Source organism: Psychromonas algicola, from assembly GCF_004378355.1.
In the GTDB taxonomy this organism is placed as follows: domain Bacteria; phylum Pseudomonadota; class Gammaproteobacteria; order Enterobacterales; family Psychromonadaceae; genus Psychromonas.
Genome location: NZ_SNUB01000002.1, coordinates 14,808 through 36,648 on the forward strand (window position 1 = coordinate 14,808; position 21,841 = coordinate 36,648).

Below are 21,841 nucleotides of genomic sequence, written 5' to 3' on the forward strand. Positions count from 1 at the left end.
TTGCAAGCGTGTTGGCGCTTGACCTTAATGGCATTATCCAACAAACTGAAAAAGATAACAGATACAAAAATTAACTTTAAAAGCGGTACAGTTATGAGATATACCCAATTAGCAGAACAATGTGTGCAACAAATAGAAGCTGGGCAATTAGCTTTACACAGTAAAATGCCGTCACTGCGCAAGTTTAAACAACTTCATGGTGTCAGTATGACCACAGCATTAAATTGTTATCAGCATTTAGAGTCTTTAGGTTGGTTAATTGCAAAGCCGCAATCAGGCTATTATGTCGCACAAAAATCATTGTTAGCGGATAACATAAAATCACCTACGTTAGTGTCCTTTCAAAGTTCAACAACAGAGCCGAAAAAGGCAGCGTTATATAATCCTTTTATTGACCCTTGTCCACTGGGTATTGCACGTTATGACTCGGAATTAATTCCAGTAGAAAAGCTACAACAAAGCTTTAAACGCGCCATGAAACAACAAGGTAAACAAATAAGTCATTATCCTGATCCACAAGGCGAATTGCTATTACGAGGGTGCTTGAGTGAGCATTTTAAAGGAATGAATTTTCATTTCTCTGCCGCGGAATCAGTGATCACTCATGGTTGCTTAGATGCGATTCGTACCGCTATCGAAATCACCACACAGGTAGGTGATGCAGTTGCGATTAGTTCGCCTTGTTTTAGCGGGTTATTGGACTTGTTAGCGAGTATGGGACGACGCGTTGTTGAAATTCCTTCAGTGCAAGAGGGCATTGACCTTGAACAGTTACAATATCAAATGCAACAAGGAGCCATTAAAGCTGGCTTATTTTGTACGTCGCATATGAATCCACAAGGGTTGTCCATGAGTGCATTACAAAAACAAAAATTGGTTGAACTCGCAACGCAATACCAAATTCCTATTATTGAAGATGATGTATACCTTGAACTAGGTTATCAGGACGTTATTCCTTTACCTGCAAAACATTGGGATCGCGAAGGTTATATATTATGGTGTGGCTCTTTTTCTAAAACCCTTGCCGCAGGTTATCGGTTAGGTTGGTGTTTGCCGGGGCGATACTTACAGGCTTACTTGCAGCATCGCCTGTTTGCGAATCAAGGAGTGACGTCTCCACTGCAATTAGGGATCGCTGATTTTATTCGCCGTGGTGATTATCTAAAGCATTTGAAAAAAATACGTTTACACTTACAACAACAGAGCTTGCAATTTATTGCCTATTTACAAAAAAACTTACCTAACAATAGCAAAATTAGTCAACCTGCTGGTGGGTTTGTATTGTGGATAGAAGTACCAGACTTAAATACCCTGCAATTAAGAAAGTTGGCCTTAATTAACAAATTGGATATTCGTATCGGGGAAAGCTTTAGCACCCTAGATCTTTATCCTCATTGTTTTCGTTTAAATATAGGGTTTAATATCATTGAACCACAAGTAGAATGCCAACTAACTGTTTTAATGAAACTAATTAAAGACTGTGTAAAGGACAAAACATGTTAGATAACCCTAAAGCATTAAGTGATGCAATTAACCAAGTCATGCCATTTGGTAAATATGCAGGTAGAAAGTTGATCCATTTACCTGAGCCTTATTTAGTGTGGTTTCATGGCAAGGGCTTCCCAGAAGGGAAATTAGGCGAACAACTTGCTTTAATGTATGAAGTGAAATTAAATGGCTTAGAGAAAATGCTTGAGCCATTAATAAAATAAATCGATTGGGATAAATTATGTTTAAAAAATTAAGTTGTTCATTATTGGTACTATGCGTTAGCCAATCAAGCATAGCTCGCCCTCTTAGTGAGCAAGCTGGATGGGACTCGACTTTGAGTTTAAATGCGCTTTACATTAGCGGTCATTCTCAATTAAGTACAAGTAGCGAAAATCGCACCACAAATAGTTTAACTAATAGTGGGAAATCAACTTCTGAAACTTTAGTTATCCCTTTAAATAAAATCTTTTACACATTTGATAGTTTAAAGACGCAACTCTATTTTGATGCGAATAATGCTGATCAAATTACAACTAATGGTTTTCAATATGAGTTCGGTATGAAACATCAGTTTTATGACGATAGTAAATTAACCTTTGCTGTTTTTCCTAAGTTATCCGTTTATAACGAAGTATGGGAAGACCCTTTTTTAGTCGGTAGTGACAGAGAAGAAACCAAACAAAAAGTAGGTGGTGGGCGTATTGCCATTGAACAAATCTTTGCAAGTCCCTTTACCGTTAAATACGCCATCGCGAGCAGTAGTATTGAAGATGAATTAAGTGGTCAAACGAATAGCTTAACCAGCGATGAGATTACATTATTAAATCGTGACAGTATTTATCAGCGATTTAGCATCGAAACCATGTTCCCTATACAAAAAAGAATCTTTTTAAAACCGACGCTAGAAAAGAACCAAAGAGATGCTGATGGTGCTGCAAATAGTTATGAAGATTATGCGCTTAAATTGGGAGTTCTTATTTTTAGAGAGCGTTCATTTTGGGCGACAACGCTTTCAATGGGAGTACAAAACTATGAAGCGACAAACCCTATTTTTGATAAGAAACAAGATCTTGTTTATGGCAGTCTATCTTCTATATTTAGTTACAAAGAGCCATTAAATTTAAGAAACTGGAATTGGAACTTGTTAGGCGCATATACGCAGAAAAAGTCGGATATTAGTTTTTATGATAGTCGTTCAATCTTTATTTCTACAGGGATGAGTTACCAGTTTTAGCTTGGCGTTTTTTGTTCTAAATAAAGAGATTTAACAGATATTTTAAATTTTTTATAAATTCAGGGAATAAATTACAGATTAGTAAGGTCTTGTTAATTGATTCGTTTAAATTCATTTAAAAAAGGAACCTAATATGAAAAAAATAATCTTAATGCTACAAATGGTAGCTTTAATGACTTTCTCAGTTTTTCAGACGGCAAATGCTGCTGATGCTGTTTATACAAGCTACTTTAGCAGCAAGGCCGTTTCAGGCTATGACGTTGTTTCTTACTTCACTGAGTCAAAGCAAGTAAAAGGAAGCAGTAAATATACGTTTGAATATCAAGGTGCTGATTGGTATTTCTCAAGCGCTGAAAATTTAGCATTATTTAAAACTAACCCTGTGAAATACGCGCCTCAATATGGCGGTCACTGTGCATGGGCGATGGCAAACAAACAAATTGCGCCAGGAAACGCACCTTTTTGGACTGTTTATAATGATAAGCTTTATTTGAACTATGATAAGAGTGTTATGGATACATGGGTTACAGATAAAGACGCATTTATCAAACAAGCAGATCTTCATTGGGCTAATTTAGAAAAGGAATTTTAATGAAAATATTACCAATTTTTAGCTGGGCAGTTGTGTTATGGACTGCCAAAGTTTTTTTATTCTCACTACCGTATAAGTTTACTTTACATCCAGATACACAACATATTTTTGGTGTGATTGGCGCTTGGATGCAAGGCTTTTTAGGTGAAACCATTGGTACTGGCTTTGCAAACTATGGCTCTTATGCTGTTGGTTCTGTTGAGCTTATTACTTCTTTAGTTTTACTTTCACCAGCTGTTTTCTGGTTGTTACTGAAAGCAAAAGTAATAAAGTCAGCGCCATCACGCAGTGCAGTACATGCACTAGGTGGTTTAATGGCTGCTGCGGTAATGGGTGGGGCTGTGTTCTTCCATCTATTTACACCGTTAGGTATTGTTGTTATCCATGAAGGCCAAAGCGATGGCGGTAGTTTATTCTATGCTGCAACGTCGATTTTAGTATTAGGTCTAGTGTTATTTATGACTAACTACCGTGCTTACAAAAGCAACCTTGGTTTATAAGGAATAGATTTTGCTGATTCGTATACTGTTAGTACTTTCTTACATTGGATGGTGTTTTAGATTTCGCATCGGGCCATGGAAGTACTTCCAATTAAACGCCAATTATTTTAACGAAGATCTTGAGCTCTTTTCTAAATTAGATATGGATGCATTGATACCTTCGCAATGGCGTTTAACACAATTCGCAGATCGTGCTGATTTGCTACCAGAGAGTTACCCTGTTTTTATTAAACCAGAATGGGGTCAGAACTCACAAGGTATTGTGCGAGCAGATAACGAACAGCAATTGATTAAACATAGACAAGCGCGACGAGAAGATGGGCCGCGCTATTTAATTCAAGCTGCTGCAAAAGGGCAGCGTGAATTTGAAATATTTTATATTCCGGGTGCACAAACAGATCTGTCATCCGCAATCATCTCGATCACTGAAACCTGTAATAGTAGCGGCGACAAAATGCCAATCAACGGCATTAATAATACAGATACATCATATCAATCCTGTATGTCGCAATTAAATGAACAACAAATTGAAAAGATAGAACATATTTTTGGCAGTATTGGTGACTTTAAAATTGCACGTTATTGTGCTCGCGCAGACTCATTACAAGCATTGCTTGATGAACAATTTTCAATTGTTGAAATTAATGTCTACGTACCTATGCCATTAACCTTATTAGTTAAAAGCATCAGCTTTAAAAGCAAGTTAAAGTTTGTGTTTTCGAGTATGAAACAACTGGCTTTAGTGACAAAGGATATTCCTGACTCTCAAGTAGTTAAATCGATTTTCTTTAAAAAATTACAATCTGCACACGTGCTAAAAGCCAGTGCAAAAAAATAGGCAAAATTCATGAAAATTAAAAAAGCAATATACGCATGGATCAGTAAAAAATTCATGGATGGCTGCAGTAACTACAACAGTTTAGAAGTACGTAAAAGTTGTCGTAGTAAAGAGCAAGCGCGTGACAAGTTTAAAGAAGGTGGTATTCCACACGCACAAGGGCTTATCTTTTTTAACCCTTTTACAGCGGTTAAATTTGCTCAAAAATTTGGTTTTCCTTTAGTGATCAAACCTAATGTGAGTGGTTTTTCTCGTGGTAGTCATTTTCCAATTAGAAATTACAAAGAATTATGGAAAGCGATATTCCTAGCAAAATGCTGGTGGCCATTTACCGTAGTTGAACAATATCTTGAAGGTAAAAACTACCGTGTTGTTGTTGCTAATGGTGAAGTCGTTTCAGTATTACAGCGTTATGCACCTGCAGTTAAAGGAAATGGCAGCTCAACGATTCGTGAATTGATGAAAATAGAAAATGCAATTCGAGAAGAAATGAAGCTATATCCTGTTATTTCACCTTTAAAAGAAAGCGCGCAAACGAGTGCATTCTTAGCAAAACAAGGCTTAAACTTTGATTCAGTGCCTGAAGAAGGGCAGCGAGTGACTTTATTTTACCGTATCTCTTTAGCGCCAGGTGGCGTGGTGGAAGTGATTAATAAGCAACTATTACCTGAAGTGAATAATGCCTTATTTAAGAACGTATTAAACTTATTTGATGCCAATATTCTAGGTATTGATGTGATTTTAGAAAAAGGGATTGAGTTTGATTACCGCGATCAAAAATGTATTTTTCTTGAAGTAAACTCACGTCCATATTTAAAAATGCATGATTACCCTCGTTACGGTAAAGCCGAAGACTTAAGTGCTCAGTTTGAACAGCTAGACGCATTAGATGTTAAACAGTCTGATACTTTCTAAATGACAGGGTTAGCGCGTACCTTTTATTTATTCACAGGCTTTCATTCCTTTTTACTCGGTTTGTTGCCTATCTTTATCCCCGTTATTTTGTGGGATAAAGGGTTAAGCCTTAATGAAATCGCCTACTTTATTGCATTAACTGCAGTGGGTTTTTTGTTTGCTTTGTACTATTGGGATCGTCTTCGTGCACAACAGGCATGGAGTACATTGCTTAGTTTATCCTTTGTATTTCAAAGCTTATTTGTGATTCTATTGGTTTGGGATGAGCTCACTTTATTGGTAACCATTGGTGCATTAATTAATGGCGCGGCAGGTTGTTTTTATTGGTCAACGCAGCGTTTGTTGTTTCAAGCCATTACGGAAGATAAAAACACAGGCAATACCTTTGGTAACTTCCAAATATTAGTGGTTGCTGCATTAAAAACAGGCGTATTGGTGGGTAGTTACCTACTGGGTATGGAATATTTTATTGGTGTATTAAGTTTATCTTTTATCGTCTCATTATTTGGTTTTGCCGCGGTTAATAAAAGCCTGCAAAGTCTTAACATTAAAGATAATAACTCTTCAGCCGAACTATTAAAGCAAGTCCCCGCTTTTAGTTTCAAGCAAGTTGTTACTTTTAAGGATACCCACCATTCTAAGCTGATTTTTGCGATAGATGGCTTATTTCTTTTTCTAGAAAGCTATTTTTGGGTACTGACTATTTATATGTTAACCCAAGAAAATGTAATGCAACTTGGATTAATTATTGTTGGTTTGAGCGCGCTATTAGCGTTGATATTTTTGGTGATCAAAAAATACATTGATAGGGCGAATGTAAAACTCATTTATTTTGTTGCCGTGATTGGTTATGCCATCTCTTGGTGGTTACGTGGTCAATTTAATCAAGAAATGGATGGCCTCATTTTATATGCTGGACTATTACTTGTTGCGTTTTTAAGTAATTTCTTCCGATTAGCGTTTAATAAGCGTTTTTATGACATTGCGCGAGAAAATCAACCAACACGGTACATTATTTGCAAAAGCTATTATTCACAATTTATGTTGATCCTCTTTTTCTGTGCGATCGGATTATTAGGGTTAGCGAATACACAACCAATAGAACAGTTACAAATAGTCTATTATTTATCGATACCTTTTGTATTTGGTTATTTTTTATATGGCCAAAAAAGAAATAAGTAATTGTTTTTATTATTAAGTTTTAAGGAATTCCTATGCCCATTAAATATCGACTGATATTAAGTCACTCTACCATTCTTATCTTTATGTTAGGCATGATTGTATTTGCTGGGTTACGTTTTAAAAATACTGCCTATGAAGTGCGTAATATCGTCGAAGGTGATGTTATGCGTGCTGAAATTGCCGGTGAAATTAATATTAATGCGGAAAGTGTTGCCGGTGATTTGCTAACTTTGTTTATTTTAGAAGAGCAAACACAGCGAACAGCGGTATATCAAAGCATTGATGCAAAAAACAAGTTAATCGATGAAGAGCTTGAAAAAATAGGCACTCTATTAACCACTGATGAAGATAAAGCCGCATTAGAAATGCTTAATAAATTAAGAATGGATTACCATAAACAATTTTTCGCAACCATTGATGAAATTGAGTTTGGTGAGCCAGAAGATGCACGTCAACAAATGGTTGGGAATACGCGTAAAGCACTTGATGCTTTATTAGCAGGCGTTGCATCATTTAAGCAATTACAGCAAGACTCAATGAATAACCATCAAAATACTATTATCGCAATCACTGAAGAGGCATTATTCATCATGCTATTAGTGGGTGGCGCTGCATTATTATTTGGTGTGTTTATGACCTATGCCATTATTGCAAGTATTACTTCCCCTTTAAATCAATCAGTTAAAACGGTTAGTACAATTGCTAGCGGTGATCTTTCACAGGATATTCCTACGGGTAAAAACAACGAATTAGGGCGTTTATTATCAGGCATGTTAAATATGCGTGATCAATTAAAATCGATGATCACTGATGTAGATAAAGATGCTAAATCAGTTGGAGAATGTGCAACTGGTATTCAATTGCAAGCTGATGAAATGAAAGGTTCTTTAACAGAGCAATATCAGCGCTCTAATGATATCAGTAGCAGTATTTCTTCTTTATCTGAAGGTATTCAGCAAACTTCAGAAGATGTTAAAGAAATAGGCTTACAGGCGATAAAAACACAAAAACTTTCAGAGCAAGGCGTAAAATCGATTGTTGAAGCAAGTCATTCCATCAAAGAAGTTGCCGTCTCTGTTCGTGATTCATCTGAGTCAGTTGCTTATTTAACAGAAAGCACGGTGCAAGTTGGAAATGCAATTAATCAAATTCGAGAAATTGCTGATCAAACAAACTTACTTGCCTTGAATGCGTCAATTGAAGCCGCGAGAGCCGGTGAGAGTGGACGAGGGTTCTCAGTGGTTGCTGACGAAGTACGTGTGTTAGCAACGCGTACCGCTAAAGTGACTGAAAGTATTGACGATATTATTAAAACCATGAAAACTCAAACGGATAAAGTGGAGTTGGACATTGGTGAAAGTGAAAACAAAATAGAAAAAGGCGTGCAATTAATTGAAGATATTATCGTACCGCTAGAAGATATGAAACAAGAAGCTGCTGAATCTTGTCAAAGCTTAGAGTCGTTATCTGCATTGACAATTCAACAAGCACAAGAAAGTAATTTAGTTGCAAATAACGCCACTGAAATTATGAATATTGCTCAGACTAATCAACTAGCAAGTGATAGCTTAACAAGTAAAAGTGATCACCTGTTAATGACAGCAAAACAAGTGGCAGATAGGTTGGCGATTTTCCGCTTATAACCGAATACCAGTCACGGTAAATAGCTTATCTGTTTAACGTCATTTATTTTGAACTACAAAAAAAGTGCTTAGAGAATCATCTCTAAGCACTTTTTTTATGTAATACGTTTTTAATGGGTGATTAGCCCATCGTATTCGTTATAACAAAACCAACTAGCCCATCAGCTAATCCATCAAGTATTCTAAGCCGTAAACTAATTCAGAGCGTTTCACCACTTCTTTACAGGCTAAACAAATGCCTGGGATAAACGTTTCTCGATGTTGTGTGGGTTTTATATAGTTGTTCTATCTTTAATGGGTGATTAGCCCATCGTATTCGTTATAACAAAATCAACTAGCCCATTAAACTAATCCATCAAGTATTCTAAGCCGTAAACCAGCTCGTTACGCTTAACGACTTCTTTACAGGCTAAACAAATGCCTGGCATAAACGATTCTCGATGCTGTGTGGGTTTTATATAATTGTTCTATCTTTAATGGGTGATTAGCCCATCGTATTCGTTATAACAAAACCAACTAGCCCATCAGCTAATCCATCAAGTATTCTAAGCCGTAAACTAATTCAGAGCGTTTCACGACTTCTTTACAGGCTAAACAAATGCCTGGCATAAACGATTCTCTATGCTGTGTGGGTTTTATATAGTTGTTCTATCTTTAATGGGTGATTAGCCCATCGTATTCGTTATAACAAAACCAACTAGCCCATCAGCTAATCCATCAAGTATTCTAAGCCGTAAACTAATTCAGAGCGTTTCACCACTTCTTTACAGGCTAAACAAATGCCTGGCATAAACGATTCTCGATGTTGGGAGTTATGCTCGATCTTCAATGTTTCACTTAATCCACCAAAGAATACAGTTTGTTGTGCAACCACACCCGGTAAACGAATTGAATGTAATTTCACGCCATTTAATTCAGCGCCACGAGCACCTTCAATCAGCTCTTTATCGCTACAAGGTGTTGCCGCCTTTGTACGAGCTGCTGCAATCAATTCAGCAGTGCGAATACCAGTACCTGAAGGGCTTTCTTCTTTTTGTGGGCTATGTGCTTCAATTACTTCAACATCAGGTAAGTATTTTGCTGCTTGTACAGCAAACTTCATCATTAATACTGCGCCAACTGAAAAATTAGGTGCAATTAAACCACCTAGCTGCTTCTCTTTTGCTAACGCTTGTAACTCAGCAACCTGTTGTTCAAGGAAGCCACTTGTTCCGATAACTGGGCAAGCTCCTGCGTTAAGAATCGTTTGTGTGTTGTCAAAGCCTGCAGATGCCGCAGTTAAATCCACCACAACCTGTGCGCCAGTCTCTTTGATTAAAGCGGCTAAATCGTCACCAAAGTCACAGCTTGCTACTAACTCTAATTCACTGTCATTTGTTACTGCTTTAACAGCTTCGCTGCCCATACGACCTTTAGCGCCGTTTACAATTACCTTAACCATGGTTATTCCTTTACTTAATTTATTGATTTAAAAAATGGTAGCTAACAAACCCTATCCAACTTAACACTAATAAAGCCCAAGGTAAGATTGGTGTTGTTGATTTTGTCTCGATTGTTTCTGTTTGCAACTCAAGCTCATTCACTGGCGATTTCTTCTTTTTCGCTTTATCTGCTTCTCGCTGTTTGGCTTTCGCTTGCTTCTTGTATTCGGTAATGCCTTTTTGAATCCCTAATGCGATCAGCTTAGTTTGTTCTTTGGTTTGCCCTGGTTTTTTTACTTTTTTAGCCATTGCATTGGCTTCATCTTGAGTCTCTTGTGAAACAACTTCTTTATGCTTCTTAGCCATTAGCAGTTACCTTGTGCTAATTGTGCTTTAGAACGTTTGAGTGCTTTGGCTTTAATGTTATCCAAGAAATTTTCTGGATCGTCATAATTATATTTAACAAGGTGTGCCACTAATTGTTTAGTGATTGCCTGTGTTTCAGTGATTTCAACACGGCTTCTGCCACATCCTCCACAATGAGTGCCTTCACTCGTGCAGTCGCTTGTGCATGGACTAAATTTCATGATCTATCCTATCTGTAAATGTACCTAATCAACTAAAAAGTAGACCGAGTAGTGTAAATTATGATTTTGTTAATAGTACTAATAACATCTCAGTAAAAACATTAACAATTTGGTCAAGTATTCTAACAACTTTAGGAGACGTATTCATGAGTTTTAAAGTAATAATTATATCAAGTCCAGACCGTCGCTCATTTAGGCAAATAAGGCAGCTTACTTAAGCCTTATTAAGCAAGTTCGCATCTCCTTGGTCACCTTGTAATACTGTTAATGGTTTCTTATAGTGGAGAGCTAATGAGCTAGCTTTGGCAACTTCACCATAAACCAATAAATTATCGGCTTGCTTAATCAGCTCTAAATAACTTTCATGTTCAACTAATTCAGGATCATTTAAATGCTTAGCATTTAATAAACATTGCGTCTCAGCTAACTCAATAATCGGTAAGTAGAACTCACCCTGTAATAGCGTTTGGATATTATCTAAATGTCCGGCACCTGCTGGTTCAATAAAAATTCGGTCGGGTTTATGATCTTTAATCATATCGTTCAACGCAACGCGGAAAGGTAAACCTGCGGTGCAACATAAACATCCACCTAATACCGTTTTCACTGCGATATTTTGTGCTTTTAGCGATTCGACAGGGTAACTTTGTTGACCTACTTCATTGACTAAAATAACCCAACGCTCGTGCTCTGGTTTATAGCTTGCTAATTGTTGAATAAAGCTTGTTTTGCCTGCACCTAAAAAGCCAGCAACCAAGTGACAAATAATTTTTTCTGACATTAAATCTACTCCAAGTTGAACAGCATCGTAGCATGTTTAGTAATTAGTCAGTTATACTTCGGACTCAAATTGAAAGGGGAAAATATGATTTATAGTATGACTGCGTTTGCACGCAAACAATTAAAAGGTGATTGGGGTACAGCTGTTTGGGAAATTCGCTCCGTCAATCAACGCTACCTTGAAACATATTTTCGCTTACCTGAGCAATTTCGAGGTTTAGAAAGCAAACTAAAAGAAAGCTTCCGTAAACGTTTAGAGCGCGGAAAAATAGAATGTAGTTTACGTTTTGATGCAAACTCAGCAAGCAGCACTTCATTAAGCATGAACAAAGAGCTAGCAACACAATTGATGCAAAATGCACAATGGGTGGTTGAACAAATGGGCTCGGGTTCTGTAAACCCTGTTGATATTTTAAAATGGCCGGGTGTGATGCAAGCACCAGAGCAAGACGCTGATGCCGTGAGTGCAGAATTAATGGCAGGCTTTCAAACCACGTTGAACGAATTTGTTGAAGCGCGCGCCGCAGAAGGTGCAAACCTCGCCGTGTTTATTGACCAACGTTTAGTGAGCATTGGCGAACAAGCTGCGAAAGTGCGTCACTTTATGCCAGAAGTACATGCTTGGCAAAAAGCTCGTATCCTTAAAAAGTTTGAAGATGCCAAAGTCGATTTAGACAGTACACGTGTAGAACAAGAACTTGTTTTGTTAGCACAAAAATCCGACGTAGCAGAAGAATTAGACCGATTAGACTCCCACATTTCAGAAGCGCGTAACGTGCTTAAAAAAGGCGGAGCAGTAGGCCGCCGTTTAGATTTCATGATGCAAGAGTTTAACCGTGAAGCCAATACCTTAGGCTCAAAAGCCATTAATACTGACATCACTGCCGCAGCGGTGGAGTGCAAAGTGTTAATCGAGCAAATGAGGGAACAGGTACAGAATATCGAATAGTGTTTTGTTTTATTAATAAGTTTATTATAAGTCCCGAATATCGGGACTTTTTTATTAAAGCCCTTAAAAATAAGAGCTGGTGGCTTTGAAATGATCTTTTTTAATCAAAGTACGATTATTTAGCTCGCTCTGCGTGTTAATGCATAACAGCTATGCAAGATGAAGATAGTTTACAACAGATGAATTCTCACGAAGATAGTCGGAATTAGAAAGTAAAAAATTGAAGGCGTGTATGGGTTCTATACAGAAGCAAGATGATCAAGAGTCGGTAAAATGGAAAGAAGAAAAAGCGCAATTTGAGGCTAAAGTGAATGCTTATGATGCTGTTTTAAAAAATAAAAATATGTATATAAAAAGACTCATTAACGAGTTAGAGCTCAGACATGAACGGCTAAAGCAATTTCATAAATCATATAAAACCATGCAAGAGATAGCCAAGCGGTTAACGGTTGTGCGTGATGAAAAAGATCGTGAGTTAAAGGAACTATCACTATTAAATGAAGAATTATCTAGCGATCTTAATGAAGTAAATGATGTTTATTATGATGCAAATAGAAAAGTTGATAGCCTACAAGAAGAGCTTGATCACCTAGAAGAAGAACTTGGAGAAGTAAAAGAGAAGCTTAATGAAGCCATAGATGACTTCAATGATCAGCAAGATGAGCTTGATGAAGTGCAAAAAGAACTCGAAGAGGTAAAAGAGGAGCTTGAAGAAGCCAAAGAAGAGCTTCAAGAGTAATAAATGGTTAGATTGTTACTATACGGCAAATAATAAGAACTACGTTCAAAATTTAATCTGTTTCTATTTGCCGTGTAATAATACTTCATAGTAAGCAATATAAATTAAATAATATACACATGTTTGGTTATTTTATACTTCAAAAAGCCGCATTTTTTGCGGCTTTTTAACTATTTCCCTGTACTACCAGGTAATCCTGCCGCTACATCTTTAAATGAAGCTAAGGCCGCTTCTAAATGGTCGATGATTTGCTGTTGTAAAATATCTGGCGCAGGCAAGTTATCAAGATTATCTAAGCTATCGTCTTTAAGCCAAAATACGTCTAGGCTAGCTTTGTCACGATTAATAAGCTCATCATAGCTGTAGTACTTAAATCGTTCAGTTTCTTCTCGCTCATGACGATTGGTTGGGTTGTAACACGTAATAAAGTCTTTTAAGTCATTAAGTGTCATCGGGCGCTGTTTTAGCGTGAAGTGTTTGTTTGTTCTTAAATCATAAAACCAAATTCCTTTGGTATGTACTTTTTCATCACGGGCAGCATTGTCAAAAAACACGACATTAGCTTTCACACCATTTGCGTAAAAAATACCCGTAGGAAGTCTTAAAATAGTATGAACATCACAATTATTTAACCACTTGCGACGAATACGCTCTCCAGCTCCACCTTCAAACAAAACGTTGTCAGGTAAAACTACCGCAGCTTTACCAGTATCCTTCAAGCTAGAAATAATATGCTGTAAGAAGTTTAACTGTTTATTAGTAGTAGTTGTCCAAAAATCTTGACGCTCATAAGTTAATGCATCTTTGTCTTCACCACCTTCAGCATTAGTAATCGTCATGCTGCTTTTCTTTCCAAAAGGTGGATTGGCAAGAACGTAATCTACTTTATTTTCACCTTCAATTTTTGTGAGTAATGCGTCAGCTCTTTCAACCTCAGGCTCACCATCTATGCTGCCGATGTTGTGTAAGAATAAATTCATTAAACACATACGACGAGTAGACGGCACAATTTCGTTGCCACGAAAAGTTTCATCACGCAAAAACTTAACTTGGTCTTTGTTCAACTTTGATTTTGCTAAGGTGTTTTCATCATGCTTGGATGGATTCCAATGGCTCATGCCTTTTTCTATCCATTGCTCGTCACCATATGTAATCCAGTCACTTGCAGTTAAGAAAAAGCCACCTGTCCCACAAGCTGGGTCTGCAATTGTTTTTTTCGGTTCAGGTTGAACACAAGCAAGCATCGCATCAATTAATGCACGAGGCGTAAAATACTGGCCTGCACCGCTTTTGGTATCTTCAGCGTTCTTTTGCAACAAGCCCTCATACAAATCACCTTTTGCATCTGAATCTAAGCTGATCCAATTCTCGTCATTAATCATCTTAACGATACGTGCTAACTTTGCTGGATCAGGTATTTTATTTTCAGACTTATAAAAAATAGCGCCAATCATGCCACTTTCAGTTGCTAGGTTTTTCAGTACCTTACGGTATTGCTCTTCTAGCTTTTCGCCAGTTAAGCCTTGTAACGTTTCCCAGTTATAATCTGTTGGAACTTTAGTATCTCTTGAATATGGCGGTTGCGCATATTCATGTGCCATTTTTAAAAACAGTAGATAGGTTAGCTGCTCTAAATAGTCGCCATAGCCCACACCATCATCACGTAATGTATGACAATAATTCCAAACTTTTTGTACTAACGCTGGAGCGTTCATAATGTAACCTTATTTAACTTATGCTAATTGCTCTTCTAGCATTTTTGGTAAACTATCTCTGACTTGCCCAATAACAACAGGGTTTTCTTGTTCAAAATACTCAATTAACATTTTTGCTACTTTATCTTTGAGAAAGCCCAGTCCTTGTTCTGGCGCGATTCTTTTCAAATTTTCATATTCATTTAGCCCAGTCAGAATGTCTTCTTTGGAACTCTCTGAATTTAAGCCTAAGGACGATAAAAATGCGCCTATTTCACTTTTTACAGATTCATAATTTGACGATAAAACTGTATCTTTCAACCTATCTTTTATAGAAAACACCTCATTCCACGTCCGTGTTTCCTCAATATCAGGCGAAATAGTAATTATCCAATCAGGCTTTTCATCTAATAGATTTCTTGCTGGTGTTCTAAGTAAGCAAATTTCAGCCTTTGTATTTCCGTATGGGTTTAGCGCCTTTCTTCTTCTATTATTTTTGAAAAGAATATCTTGCTGAAGCTTATAACTTTTATTGCATTTTCCGCCCATAGGAACCAAGTTCATCAGATTTGCAGCAGACGCTATATACTGGTCTTTCAATAAGTAATGATCTTCATCTTCTCTTTTTAGGCCGGGGGCTTCGAAAGGTTCATATCCACAAAATGGGCAAGTCTTACTAGATAAAGATTCGTATATATCTTCATAGTGTTTATCTCTAGACTTAGTTCCTGTTAACAGCCTGAACCCCTCAAGAAAAATTCGTTCAAAACAGTCAGTAAACAACTCTATATCAGCATCAGGCGTAATTAAATTTGTAGTTCCATCTAGTAGACCATTAATTTCATTTTGATTATCAATAAAAGCTAATGCTTTGTTGCGTTGTTGTTCTGAAAGTGGGGCCGCAATATCTTTGAGTTCAACTAATAAATCCCGAATAGTTCTACGACTTCTTAATTTAGCTCTATGCCTTGGTGGCAAAACATCTGGCCAAAGGGGAACTGCGACTCCATTATTCAAATTGTTAAAAATAAGGGTTATTGCTTCATAAATACTTTCATGAACAAAATTATTATCTTGAGCTGCATTGATCGGATAATTAACAAACATTAATTTTCCTCACTCAATATCAATGCTAATTTTCCTGCTAACCTCATTCGCTCGTTAGACTCACCTAAATTAGCTATAGCTTCTTGAATCTGCTCTTTTGTTCCAGTAGTCATTAATTCTTTAATTTGATCTCTTGGTAATCCAGATATTTGTGGCGAAATATCAAAGCATTCAGCAAGAATCGCATCAAATTTACTGCCAAAGGTTTGAATTCTGGGAGGTCTCGATTTAATTTCACCAGTTTCATTTTTACTAAAAATCAAGACATTCTTTCTGTCCATATCAGAAGGAACAAATGGAGAATGTGTAGTTATTAAGCAATCTTGTATAGATGCTGCGGAAGCTCCTGAACGCTTCCCTTCATTTTTACATTTCTTATCACTAATAGTCGGTAAGTCCATTAAATTTGAAATGAAATCTACTCGCCACTTGGGATTGAAGTGGCTTTCAGGCTCATCTAATAGAAATAAAACATTAGGAAACGATGCCATGCATAACGTTCCTAGTAGTTGTGCAAATTGATGTTCCCCATCTGAGAGTGAAACATAATCAACAGGCTTGTTACTTTTCTTTGAGATAAATTCTACTCTTTCGAAACGGAATACTTTTTGGCGCTCCATTGGTTCTGGTAACCTAGATGCAAATCTTCTTAATTCAACACCTTTTTCATAAGCTGCTCTGTCTTTTGCAGGAATTATAAGATCGTTCAACATAGCCAATTTGTGAAAGCAAGAATAAAGCTCTAATGCGCCACCTTTCCAGTAATGCTCACATGCCGAATTTGTTGCATTTTGTACATAAAAATCAAATGTCCAAGTCCACGTCTGCTCATCGTAATTGAAACATGTAGCACAGCTCTTCAGATAATCGATATAACATTCGAGTTCGTCAGTTAATTTCACTCCATCGCTAGGCGCAGCAGTGTGTTTTCTTTGAATTACGCACCTAAATGACCTAAGTTTTTTTAAGTTCGATTTTTCAAGTAAACTTTGTCGCACGTTTTCAGGATTGAGGAGTAAATTTGCTACTAGAACTTCCAAGTTGGTACTGTAGTCAATTAACAGCATTCTAGAGTCTAAAATTAGCCTTGATTTTAGATCTTCTTTAGTTGCATTAGTTCGTACCTGATTAGCGTAACCAGCCCTACTTACAAAAAAAGGTATACTTAAAGTTTCGTTATCACCTGATGTATAACCGATAACTTTTGAAGGCAATAAAAGTTTAATTTCTGATTTATTGCTAATAGACTTCCATTCATTATCAATAAAATTATCCACTAAAATATCAGGGGATTTTTTACCAACCTTTTTCCTAGATATTCTGACTGTTCTGCCTTTTTTGCTACTATCAGCAATGGAGTACTCCAGCTCAAATTGGATCTGATTGTTTGGAGTTCCTTGTTCTTCGTCAGGTAAATATTTAGCAAATACAGCTTGGAATATTTCGGCAATAATTTGTAAAACCTGCGACTTTCCCGTGCCATTAGGACCAATTAAACACAGAGGTGAAAAACTATCCATTTCTACATTTCCGTCACGAAATTGGACTTCTACACCGTTTAATAAACCACCGCAGGTTTCAGCATCAACTATGTGTAATCGAATAAGCTTCATTTATCTTCCTTAATAAACTTGATTGCACTAGTTTCTTGGTCAAAGACTTGTTTAATCAATGGTTTTTTTTCACTTAATATTTCAAATATGCATTCCTTTAATAGGTCATAATCACCCCGGAATTCTTTTTGAATTTGTTCAAATGTAAAGCTGTTTTCTTTTTTATTGCTCAACCACTTGGTTAGGTTATTCACAGTAATTTCATTCATAGTTGGCACTTTTTTGACTCGTTTAGGTTTAGCTATTTTGGCAAGTTGTTCTCGTTCTTTCTTAATTTTATCTAGTAATAACGAGGCTGGTTCATCACTGGAATCTTGAGGCACCAATTCACCAGAAAAAGCTGATTTCAAAATATTTTTTCGTTGAGCATTAAGTATTTTTAGAGTAGTGCTTGCTTCTGAAGCAGCATTAGCTGTGTTTTCAAAAGCGGATAGTAAGTTTCCTTGTATTTCTTCTACTTCATTTAGTGATGGGAGTGGTACAGCAAATTTAAGGAGTTTTCCTTGAGATACATTTTTCATAGAAGCTTGATTACCAGTCGCTGAAAACTCTATTTGCTTTCTACCTAACTCTCCTCGCATAAACTGGAGTATCCAATATTTCAAGCTATCTTCAACAAAACGCAGCCTTAAAATTTTATCACTTAACATGACTTTTTTAGTGATGTTTTTCGCGATAACACACGCACCGACTAATTCTGTTGTATTTGCTCTAGAAAATAAGAAATCCCCTTCTTTGATTAGTATTTTATCGTTTTCTAGTTCTGGGCGAGTACAAGTTTTGCTTTCTAATTCATTATACTCACCCCAAGTGACAGCACTTACTTTAACCACACCATATTCATCAAACACTGGTGGCCTTTCAAGGCATTTGAAGCTCTTACCAGCCTCTATGTTAGCGATGATCATATCTAAACTTGCCCACACCCAACCTTGAGGTAATTCAGGTAAATTAGATGTATCGGGTTTTACTGGTACAGGGTATTTTTCTTTCCAGTTTTTAGGTGGCGTTTTATCTTTCGCTTTAAATTCTTCTAGCTTTTGCTGTTCCCAGCGTTCTTTGCGTTCAATAAGAATACGTTCTAGTAGTTGCTTACCAGTTTCTTCAATGCTGTTTTTGTTCTCATTACGCCATTTTTGAGTTAATGCACCATCTATAGCACTTTTCAGCAATGAGTGGCGATATTGAGTTAGTTTAACTTGGGCTGCATTTAATTCCCCAATGCCTGAATCTAATTCAGAAAATAGCTCATCAATTTTGTCTGCTATTCTAATCTGCTCATTATATGAACACAGTAAAAAAGGCATTCTTGTTAAAGCAGTTTTAGTTAACTTTAAGCGCGTAGAGCCAGAGACATGATCGTGATAATCGACATAATTCATTTGGTGTAGAATAAATCGATTATTAACGAAATTCGTTATGCCTCGTAATATGTGTGCGTGGTTATTTACCCAAAACTTCCCTTTTACTAAATATGCTTTGTTCTTGATAGGGTCGAGAAAAGGGGCTGCATCTTCACCCACCAATACAGACTCTTGATTTGATAAAAAGTCATCAATCCAGCCGACTTGTCCAGTAGCACCATAGTATGGAAATAGAGATGATTGTTCTTTATTTCCTATACGGCTACTTCTCTCAGAGTTATTTATAGGCTTTCGCTCATTGTCATAGATCTCCACAACTTCGCCTAACTCATAACGCCCCCAGTTTTCCGGTAATGTTTCACTCACGCAATTAATTCCTGATTCATTTCAGCCATGAGGCTATCTAATTCGTTTTTGTTGTCGCTGCTAAATAAGCCCCACACCTTTTGTAATCCGCCATGGTCAGAAAAGGGGCTGTAATCAAAATCGTCTCGTTCAATAAAGCAACTGGCAGCGATGTGGTCTTTTATCAGCCTTAACCAATTTGTTTGGTCTTCGGTAAAAGCGGTTTTTCGTTGGGCGTTATGACGGAATATCCATTTTTTAAACTTACTATCAATATGTTCAGCAAAAGGTTTTAATTCTTCATCTAATCCAATGGCAAACTTAATAAGTGAGATTATATCGGTTAGTTGCCTCTGGGTGTTTGCCTTTTTATTTTTTTTACTAGTGTTTGTTGAATTAATGCGCTCATAGGCATTCCATAGTTTTTCTGTTGTCAGTAACAGTGGTGGTTTATTTAATGTTTCGTGAAGTTCTTCCAGCATAGAAAATGTTAATGGTCTACGTTGATAAGGTTGCTGGTAGAAAAAGCTTAATGCTTGAATATCTTCTTTGTGTTGCTCGATAAACTCTTTAAAGCTTTGTATGACTTTTTCAGCGTTTTCTTCTGCTTGGTTGCTGTAACCCGCATACGTTACGGTATCAAGATTTATATGGTCTATTAACTGCTCACGTTCTCGTCTTGCGGATTCAATTACCTCTCGCGCATCAGGGTTATCAAAACTTTCACATGCTTTGTCAATTAGCTGTTGCTTTGCCGTTTCACGATCATTATAGGTTAAAGAGTCTTCACTTCGAGTAATGCCTTGCTGTTTAGCATTAGCTAATGCTTGTTGGTTGATTGCGTCAGGGTCTAATGAAGTTAATAGTTCTCTAGCTAATTGAGCAACAGATTTTTTTGTTAGTTTTTCAATTTTATCGTGACCACGTTTATCAATTTGTTTTCCTAAACGTGTTAAACGATTTGCCAAGCTTTGAATGGTGTCATCGTCTCGGTGACCCATCGCAACGCCTTGAAGTAGGTCTTTCATTGAAAGGTTAGGGCTGCGTTCTAACGGGCGGCTTTCCGTTTTTTGAGACTTTTCCACTCCTACAGCATCAATAAGTACGAATCTATCTTTAGCGCTAGTCGCGCTTTTACTTACATTATGTAAGTCTTCAAAGCCTAAGCTTCGAACTCCCCTACCTTTCATTTGCTCGTAATAACCTTTGCTGCGAACATCTCGCATAAAGAGCAATACTTCTAATGGTTTTACGTCTGTTCCCGTGGCTATCATATCGACTGTAACGGTTATACGTGGATTAAAGTCATTGCGAAAATCATTAAGAATGCCGTCTGGGTCTTTGGCGTTATAGGTAACTTTTTTACAAAACTCATTACCTTGCCCATATTCTTCACGAACAATCTGGATAATATCGTCTGCATGGCTATCAGTTTTAGCAAATATGAGTGTTTTAGGGACTTCTTTTCGACTAGGAAATATTTCCGTTTCAACCGCTTTTTTCATCGCCTTAATAACTTGGCGAATTTGACTGGTATTTACCACAGAACGGTCTAGTTCTTTGCTGGTGTATGCACTTTCTTCTTCTGCTTGTGCCCAACGTTTTTTACGCGTTAATTTGTCACGATGATCTAGCCATTCTTTGGCTTTTAGTTCAGCACCCTTATTGCCTATTTCAGTTTCAATTTCATAAACGTCATAACCAACGTTTACGCCATCAAGCACAGAATCTTCATAGCTATATTCAGCAACGATATTTTCGTTGAAAAAACCAAGTGTGCGTTTATCTGGAGTAGCTGTTAAACCAATAATGAAAGCATCAAAATAATCGAGTACCTGTTTCCATAAGTTGTAAATTGAGCGGTGACATTCATCAACAATGATAAAATCAAACGTTTCTATCGGGACTGCTGGGATGTATTTGACTAATTTAGCTTGCTGTTTGTTTTGCTTAATTTCATGGAGTGATAGATCTTCTGCACTTTCATCAATAGGCTTACCACTTAATATTGAGTACATGCGCTGGATAGTACAAATACAAACTTCAGCGGCATTATCAATGGTGCTGCTGTTTAATCGCTGAACTATGTGGTTTTCATGAAAGAAGGTTTCTTTGCCTTGTGGCTTAAAGGCATGAAACTCTTGCTGTGCTTGTTTACCTAAGTTTCTGGTATCGACTAAGAATAATATACGCTTAGCACCACCATTATTTATTAAACGGTACACAGAATTAATGGCAGTGAACGTTTTACCTGCACCTGTCGCCATGTGGATTAGTGAACGAGGTCGGTTATCAGCTAAAGACTTTTCTAATCCAGTAATTGCGCTTACTTGGCATTCTCGAAGTTTGGCTTTAGGTAATTCTGGCATTTCATTTTTAAGACGATGACGAAGTGAATTACTTTGCTGCAAATACTCCTGCAATGTTTCTGGTTTAAAAAAGTGGAAAATTTCTCTCGCTCTGGGGGCGGGATCTCTTAAGTCGGTATAATGAATAACTTGGCTAGTTGCTTCGAATAAAAAAGAGAGGGGCTCTTTTTCGTTTCTAAATTTAATTTTTCCTGTTGCATAGCGAAGCGTCTGCTCTTCAACTTGAGACAGAATCGTTTCGTCTTTTTTTGCTTCAATGACACCTACGGCTTTACGATTAATGAATAACAGGTAATCTGCACTATCGGTATATTTACCTTTACCGCTATCAACTGGATATTCACGGATAGCAACGCCTACCCCTTCACTAAGGTTGGTGTTAGGCCAAGTTTGTATTTTCCATCCAGCGAGCTTTAACTTTTCATCTATCGTTATTCTCGCTTGGGCTTCTGGTTGTAAGCCTTCAATATCCATAGTT

20 protein-coding genes are annotated in these 21,841 nt (G+C 37.1%); 11 read left to right on the top strand and 9 right to left on the bottom strand.

Translation table 11 applies throughout. The features are described 5' to 3' along the window. The first annotated feature begins 93 nt into the window (after positions 1–93). The 9 genes from E2R67_RS01040 to E2R67_RS01080 all read left to right on the top strand — a co-directional run bounded on the left by E2R67_RS01040 (position 94) and on the right by E2R67_RS01080 (position 8,395). On the top strand, positions 94–1,503 hold the full coding sequence (locus tag E2R67_RS01040) for an aminotransferase-like domain-containing protein (RefSeq protein WP_134289055.1): 1,410 nt from the start codon (positions 94–96) through the stop codon (positions 1,501–1,503). Beyond that, complete coding sequence (locus E2R67_RS01045; protein ID WP_134289056.1) at positions 1,497–1,712, top strand: DUF3820 family protein; 216 nt, start codon at positions 1,497–1,499, stop codon at positions 1,710–1,712. Before E2R67_RS01040 ends, E2R67_RS01045 begins: the two co-directional genes overlap by 7 nt. Positions 1,713–1,729: 17 nt before the next feature. Further along, on the top strand, positions 1,730–2,725 hold the full coding sequence (locus E2R67_RS01050) for a DUF2860 family protein (RefSeq protein ID WP_134289057.1): 996 nt from the start codon (positions 1,730–1,732) through the stop codon (positions 2,723–2,725). A gap of 133 nt (positions 2,726–2,858) precedes the next feature. Then, on the top strand, positions 2,859–3,317 hold the full coding sequence (locus E2R67_RS01055; RefSeq protein ID WP_134289058.1) for a YHS domain-containing (seleno)protein: 459 nt from the start codon (positions 2,859–2,861) through the stop codon (positions 3,315–3,317). Then, a complete protein-coding gene (locus E2R67_RS01060; protein WP_134289059.1) occupies positions 3,317–3,817 on the top strand; it encodes a hypothetical protein in 501 nt (166 codons plus the stop codon). The genes E2R67_RS01055 and E2R67_RS01060 overlap by 1 nt, the downstream gene beginning before the upstream one ends. A 10-nt stretch (positions 3,818–3,827) precedes the next feature. Continuing rightward, positions 3,828–4,655 (top strand): hypothetical protein, encoded by an 828-nt coding sequence (locus E2R67_RS01065; protein ID WP_134289060.1) that lies wholly within the window; start codon positions 3,828–3,830, stop codon positions 4,653–4,655. Positions 4,656–4,664: 9 nt separating this feature from the next. Further along, the gene (locus E2R67_RS01070; protein WP_134289061.1) at positions 4,665–5,570 is read left to right on the top strand and encodes a cyanophycin synthetase; all 906 of its coding nucleotides are present in this window, start codon (positions 4,665–4,667) and stop codon (positions 5,568–5,570) included. Next, entirely contained in the window at positions 5,571–6,752 is a 1,182-nt protein-coding gene (locus tag E2R67_RS01075; RefSeq protein WP_134289062.1) for an MFS transporter, read from the top strand. It abuts the gene before it with no gap. Between the two features lie 32 nt (positions 6,753–6,784). Then, on the top strand, positions 6,785–8,395 hold the full coding sequence (locus E2R67_RS01080) for a methyl-accepting chemotaxis protein (protein WP_134289063.1): 1,611 nt from the start codon (positions 6,785–6,787) through the stop codon (positions 8,393–8,395). 709 nt (positions 8,396–9,104) lie between these two features. On the opposite strand, the gene dapB is transcribed toward E2R67_RS01080, so the two are convergent. From dapB to E2R67_RS01115, 4 genes are all read right to left on the bottom strand, one after another. Continuing rightward, positions 9,105–9,836, bottom strand: coding sequence for a 4-hydroxy-tetrahydrodipicolinate reductase (gene dapB / locus E2R67_RS01100; protein WP_134289064.1), 732 nt, complete (start codon positions 9,834–9,836; stop codon positions 9,105–9,107). 19 nt (positions 9,837–9,855) lie between these two features. After that, positions 9,856–10,182 (bottom strand): DUF2956 domain-containing protein, encoded by a 327-nt coding sequence (locus E2R67_RS01105; RefSeq protein WP_134289065.1) that lies wholly within the window; start codon positions 10,180–10,182, stop codon positions 9,856–9,858. Then, entirely contained in the window at positions 10,182–10,403 is a 222-nt protein-coding gene (locus E2R67_RS01110; protein ID WP_134289066.1) for a DUF1289 domain-containing protein, read from the bottom strand. Before E2R67_RS01110 ends, E2R67_RS01105 begins: the two co-directional genes overlap by 1 nt. Before the next feature lie 214 nt (positions 10,404–10,617). After that, entirely contained in the window at positions 10,618–11,184 is a 567-nt protein-coding gene (locus E2R67_RS01115) for a GTP-binding protein (protein ID WP_134289067.1), read from the bottom strand. An 84-nt stretch (positions 11,185–11,268) separates the two neighbouring features. On the opposite strand from E2R67_RS01115, the gene E2R67_RS01120 reads away from it, so the two are divergent. Both E2R67_RS01120 and E2R67_RS01125 read left to right on the top strand, forming a co-directional pair. Beyond that, on the top strand, positions 11,269–12,132 hold the full coding sequence (locus E2R67_RS01120) for a YicC/YloC family endoribonuclease (protein WP_134289068.1): 864 nt from the start codon (positions 11,269–11,271) through the stop codon (positions 12,130–12,132). A gap of 232 nt (positions 12,133–12,364) precedes the next feature. After that, positions 12,365–12,871 (top strand): DUF745 domain-containing protein, encoded by a 507-nt coding sequence (locus E2R67_RS01125; protein WP_134289069.1) that lies wholly within the window; start codon positions 12,365–12,367, stop codon positions 12,869–12,871. 170 nt (positions 12,872–13,041) lie between these two features. Here the strand turns inward: E2R67_RS01125 and E2R67_RS01130 are convergent, their stop codons facing one another. Genes E2R67_RS01130 through E2R67_RS01150 form a run of 5 tightly spaced genes read right to left on the bottom strand, consistent with a single transcriptional unit; the run spans position 13,042 to position 21,837 of the window. Next, positions 13,042–14,586, bottom strand: coding sequence for a class I SAM-dependent DNA methyltransferase (locus E2R67_RS01130; RefSeq protein WP_134289070.1), 1,545 nt, complete (start codon positions 14,584–14,586; stop codon positions 13,042–13,044). An 18-nt stretch (positions 14,587–14,604) separates the two neighbouring features. After that, positions 14,605–15,672, bottom strand: a complete 1,068-nt coding sequence (locus E2R67_RS01135; protein WP_134289071.1) for a hypothetical protein — start codon at positions 15,670–15,672, stop codon at positions 14,605–14,607. Further along, positions 15,672–17,285 carry a restriction system-associated AAA family ATPase gene (locus E2R67_RS01140; protein ID WP_134289072.1) on the bottom strand — a complete coding sequence of 538 codons (1,614 nt, stop codon included), beginning with the start codon at positions 17,283–17,285 and terminating at the stop codon, positions 15,672–15,674. Before E2R67_RS01140 ends, E2R67_RS01135 begins: the two co-directional genes overlap by 1 nt. After that, complete coding sequence (locus E2R67_RS01145; protein ID WP_134289073.1) at positions 17,282–19,015, bottom strand: restriction endonuclease subunit S; 1,734 nt, start codon at positions 19,013–19,015, stop codon at positions 17,282–17,284. Before E2R67_RS01145 ends, E2R67_RS01140 begins: the two co-directional genes overlap by 4 nt. Next, positions 19,012–21,837, bottom strand: a complete 2,826-nt coding sequence (locus E2R67_RS01150; protein WP_134289074.1) for a type I restriction endonuclease subunit R — start codon at positions 21,835–21,837, stop codon at positions 19,012–19,014. Before E2R67_RS01150 ends, E2R67_RS01145 begins: the two co-directional genes overlap by 4 nt. Positions 21,838–21,841 lie beyond the last annotated feature (4 nt).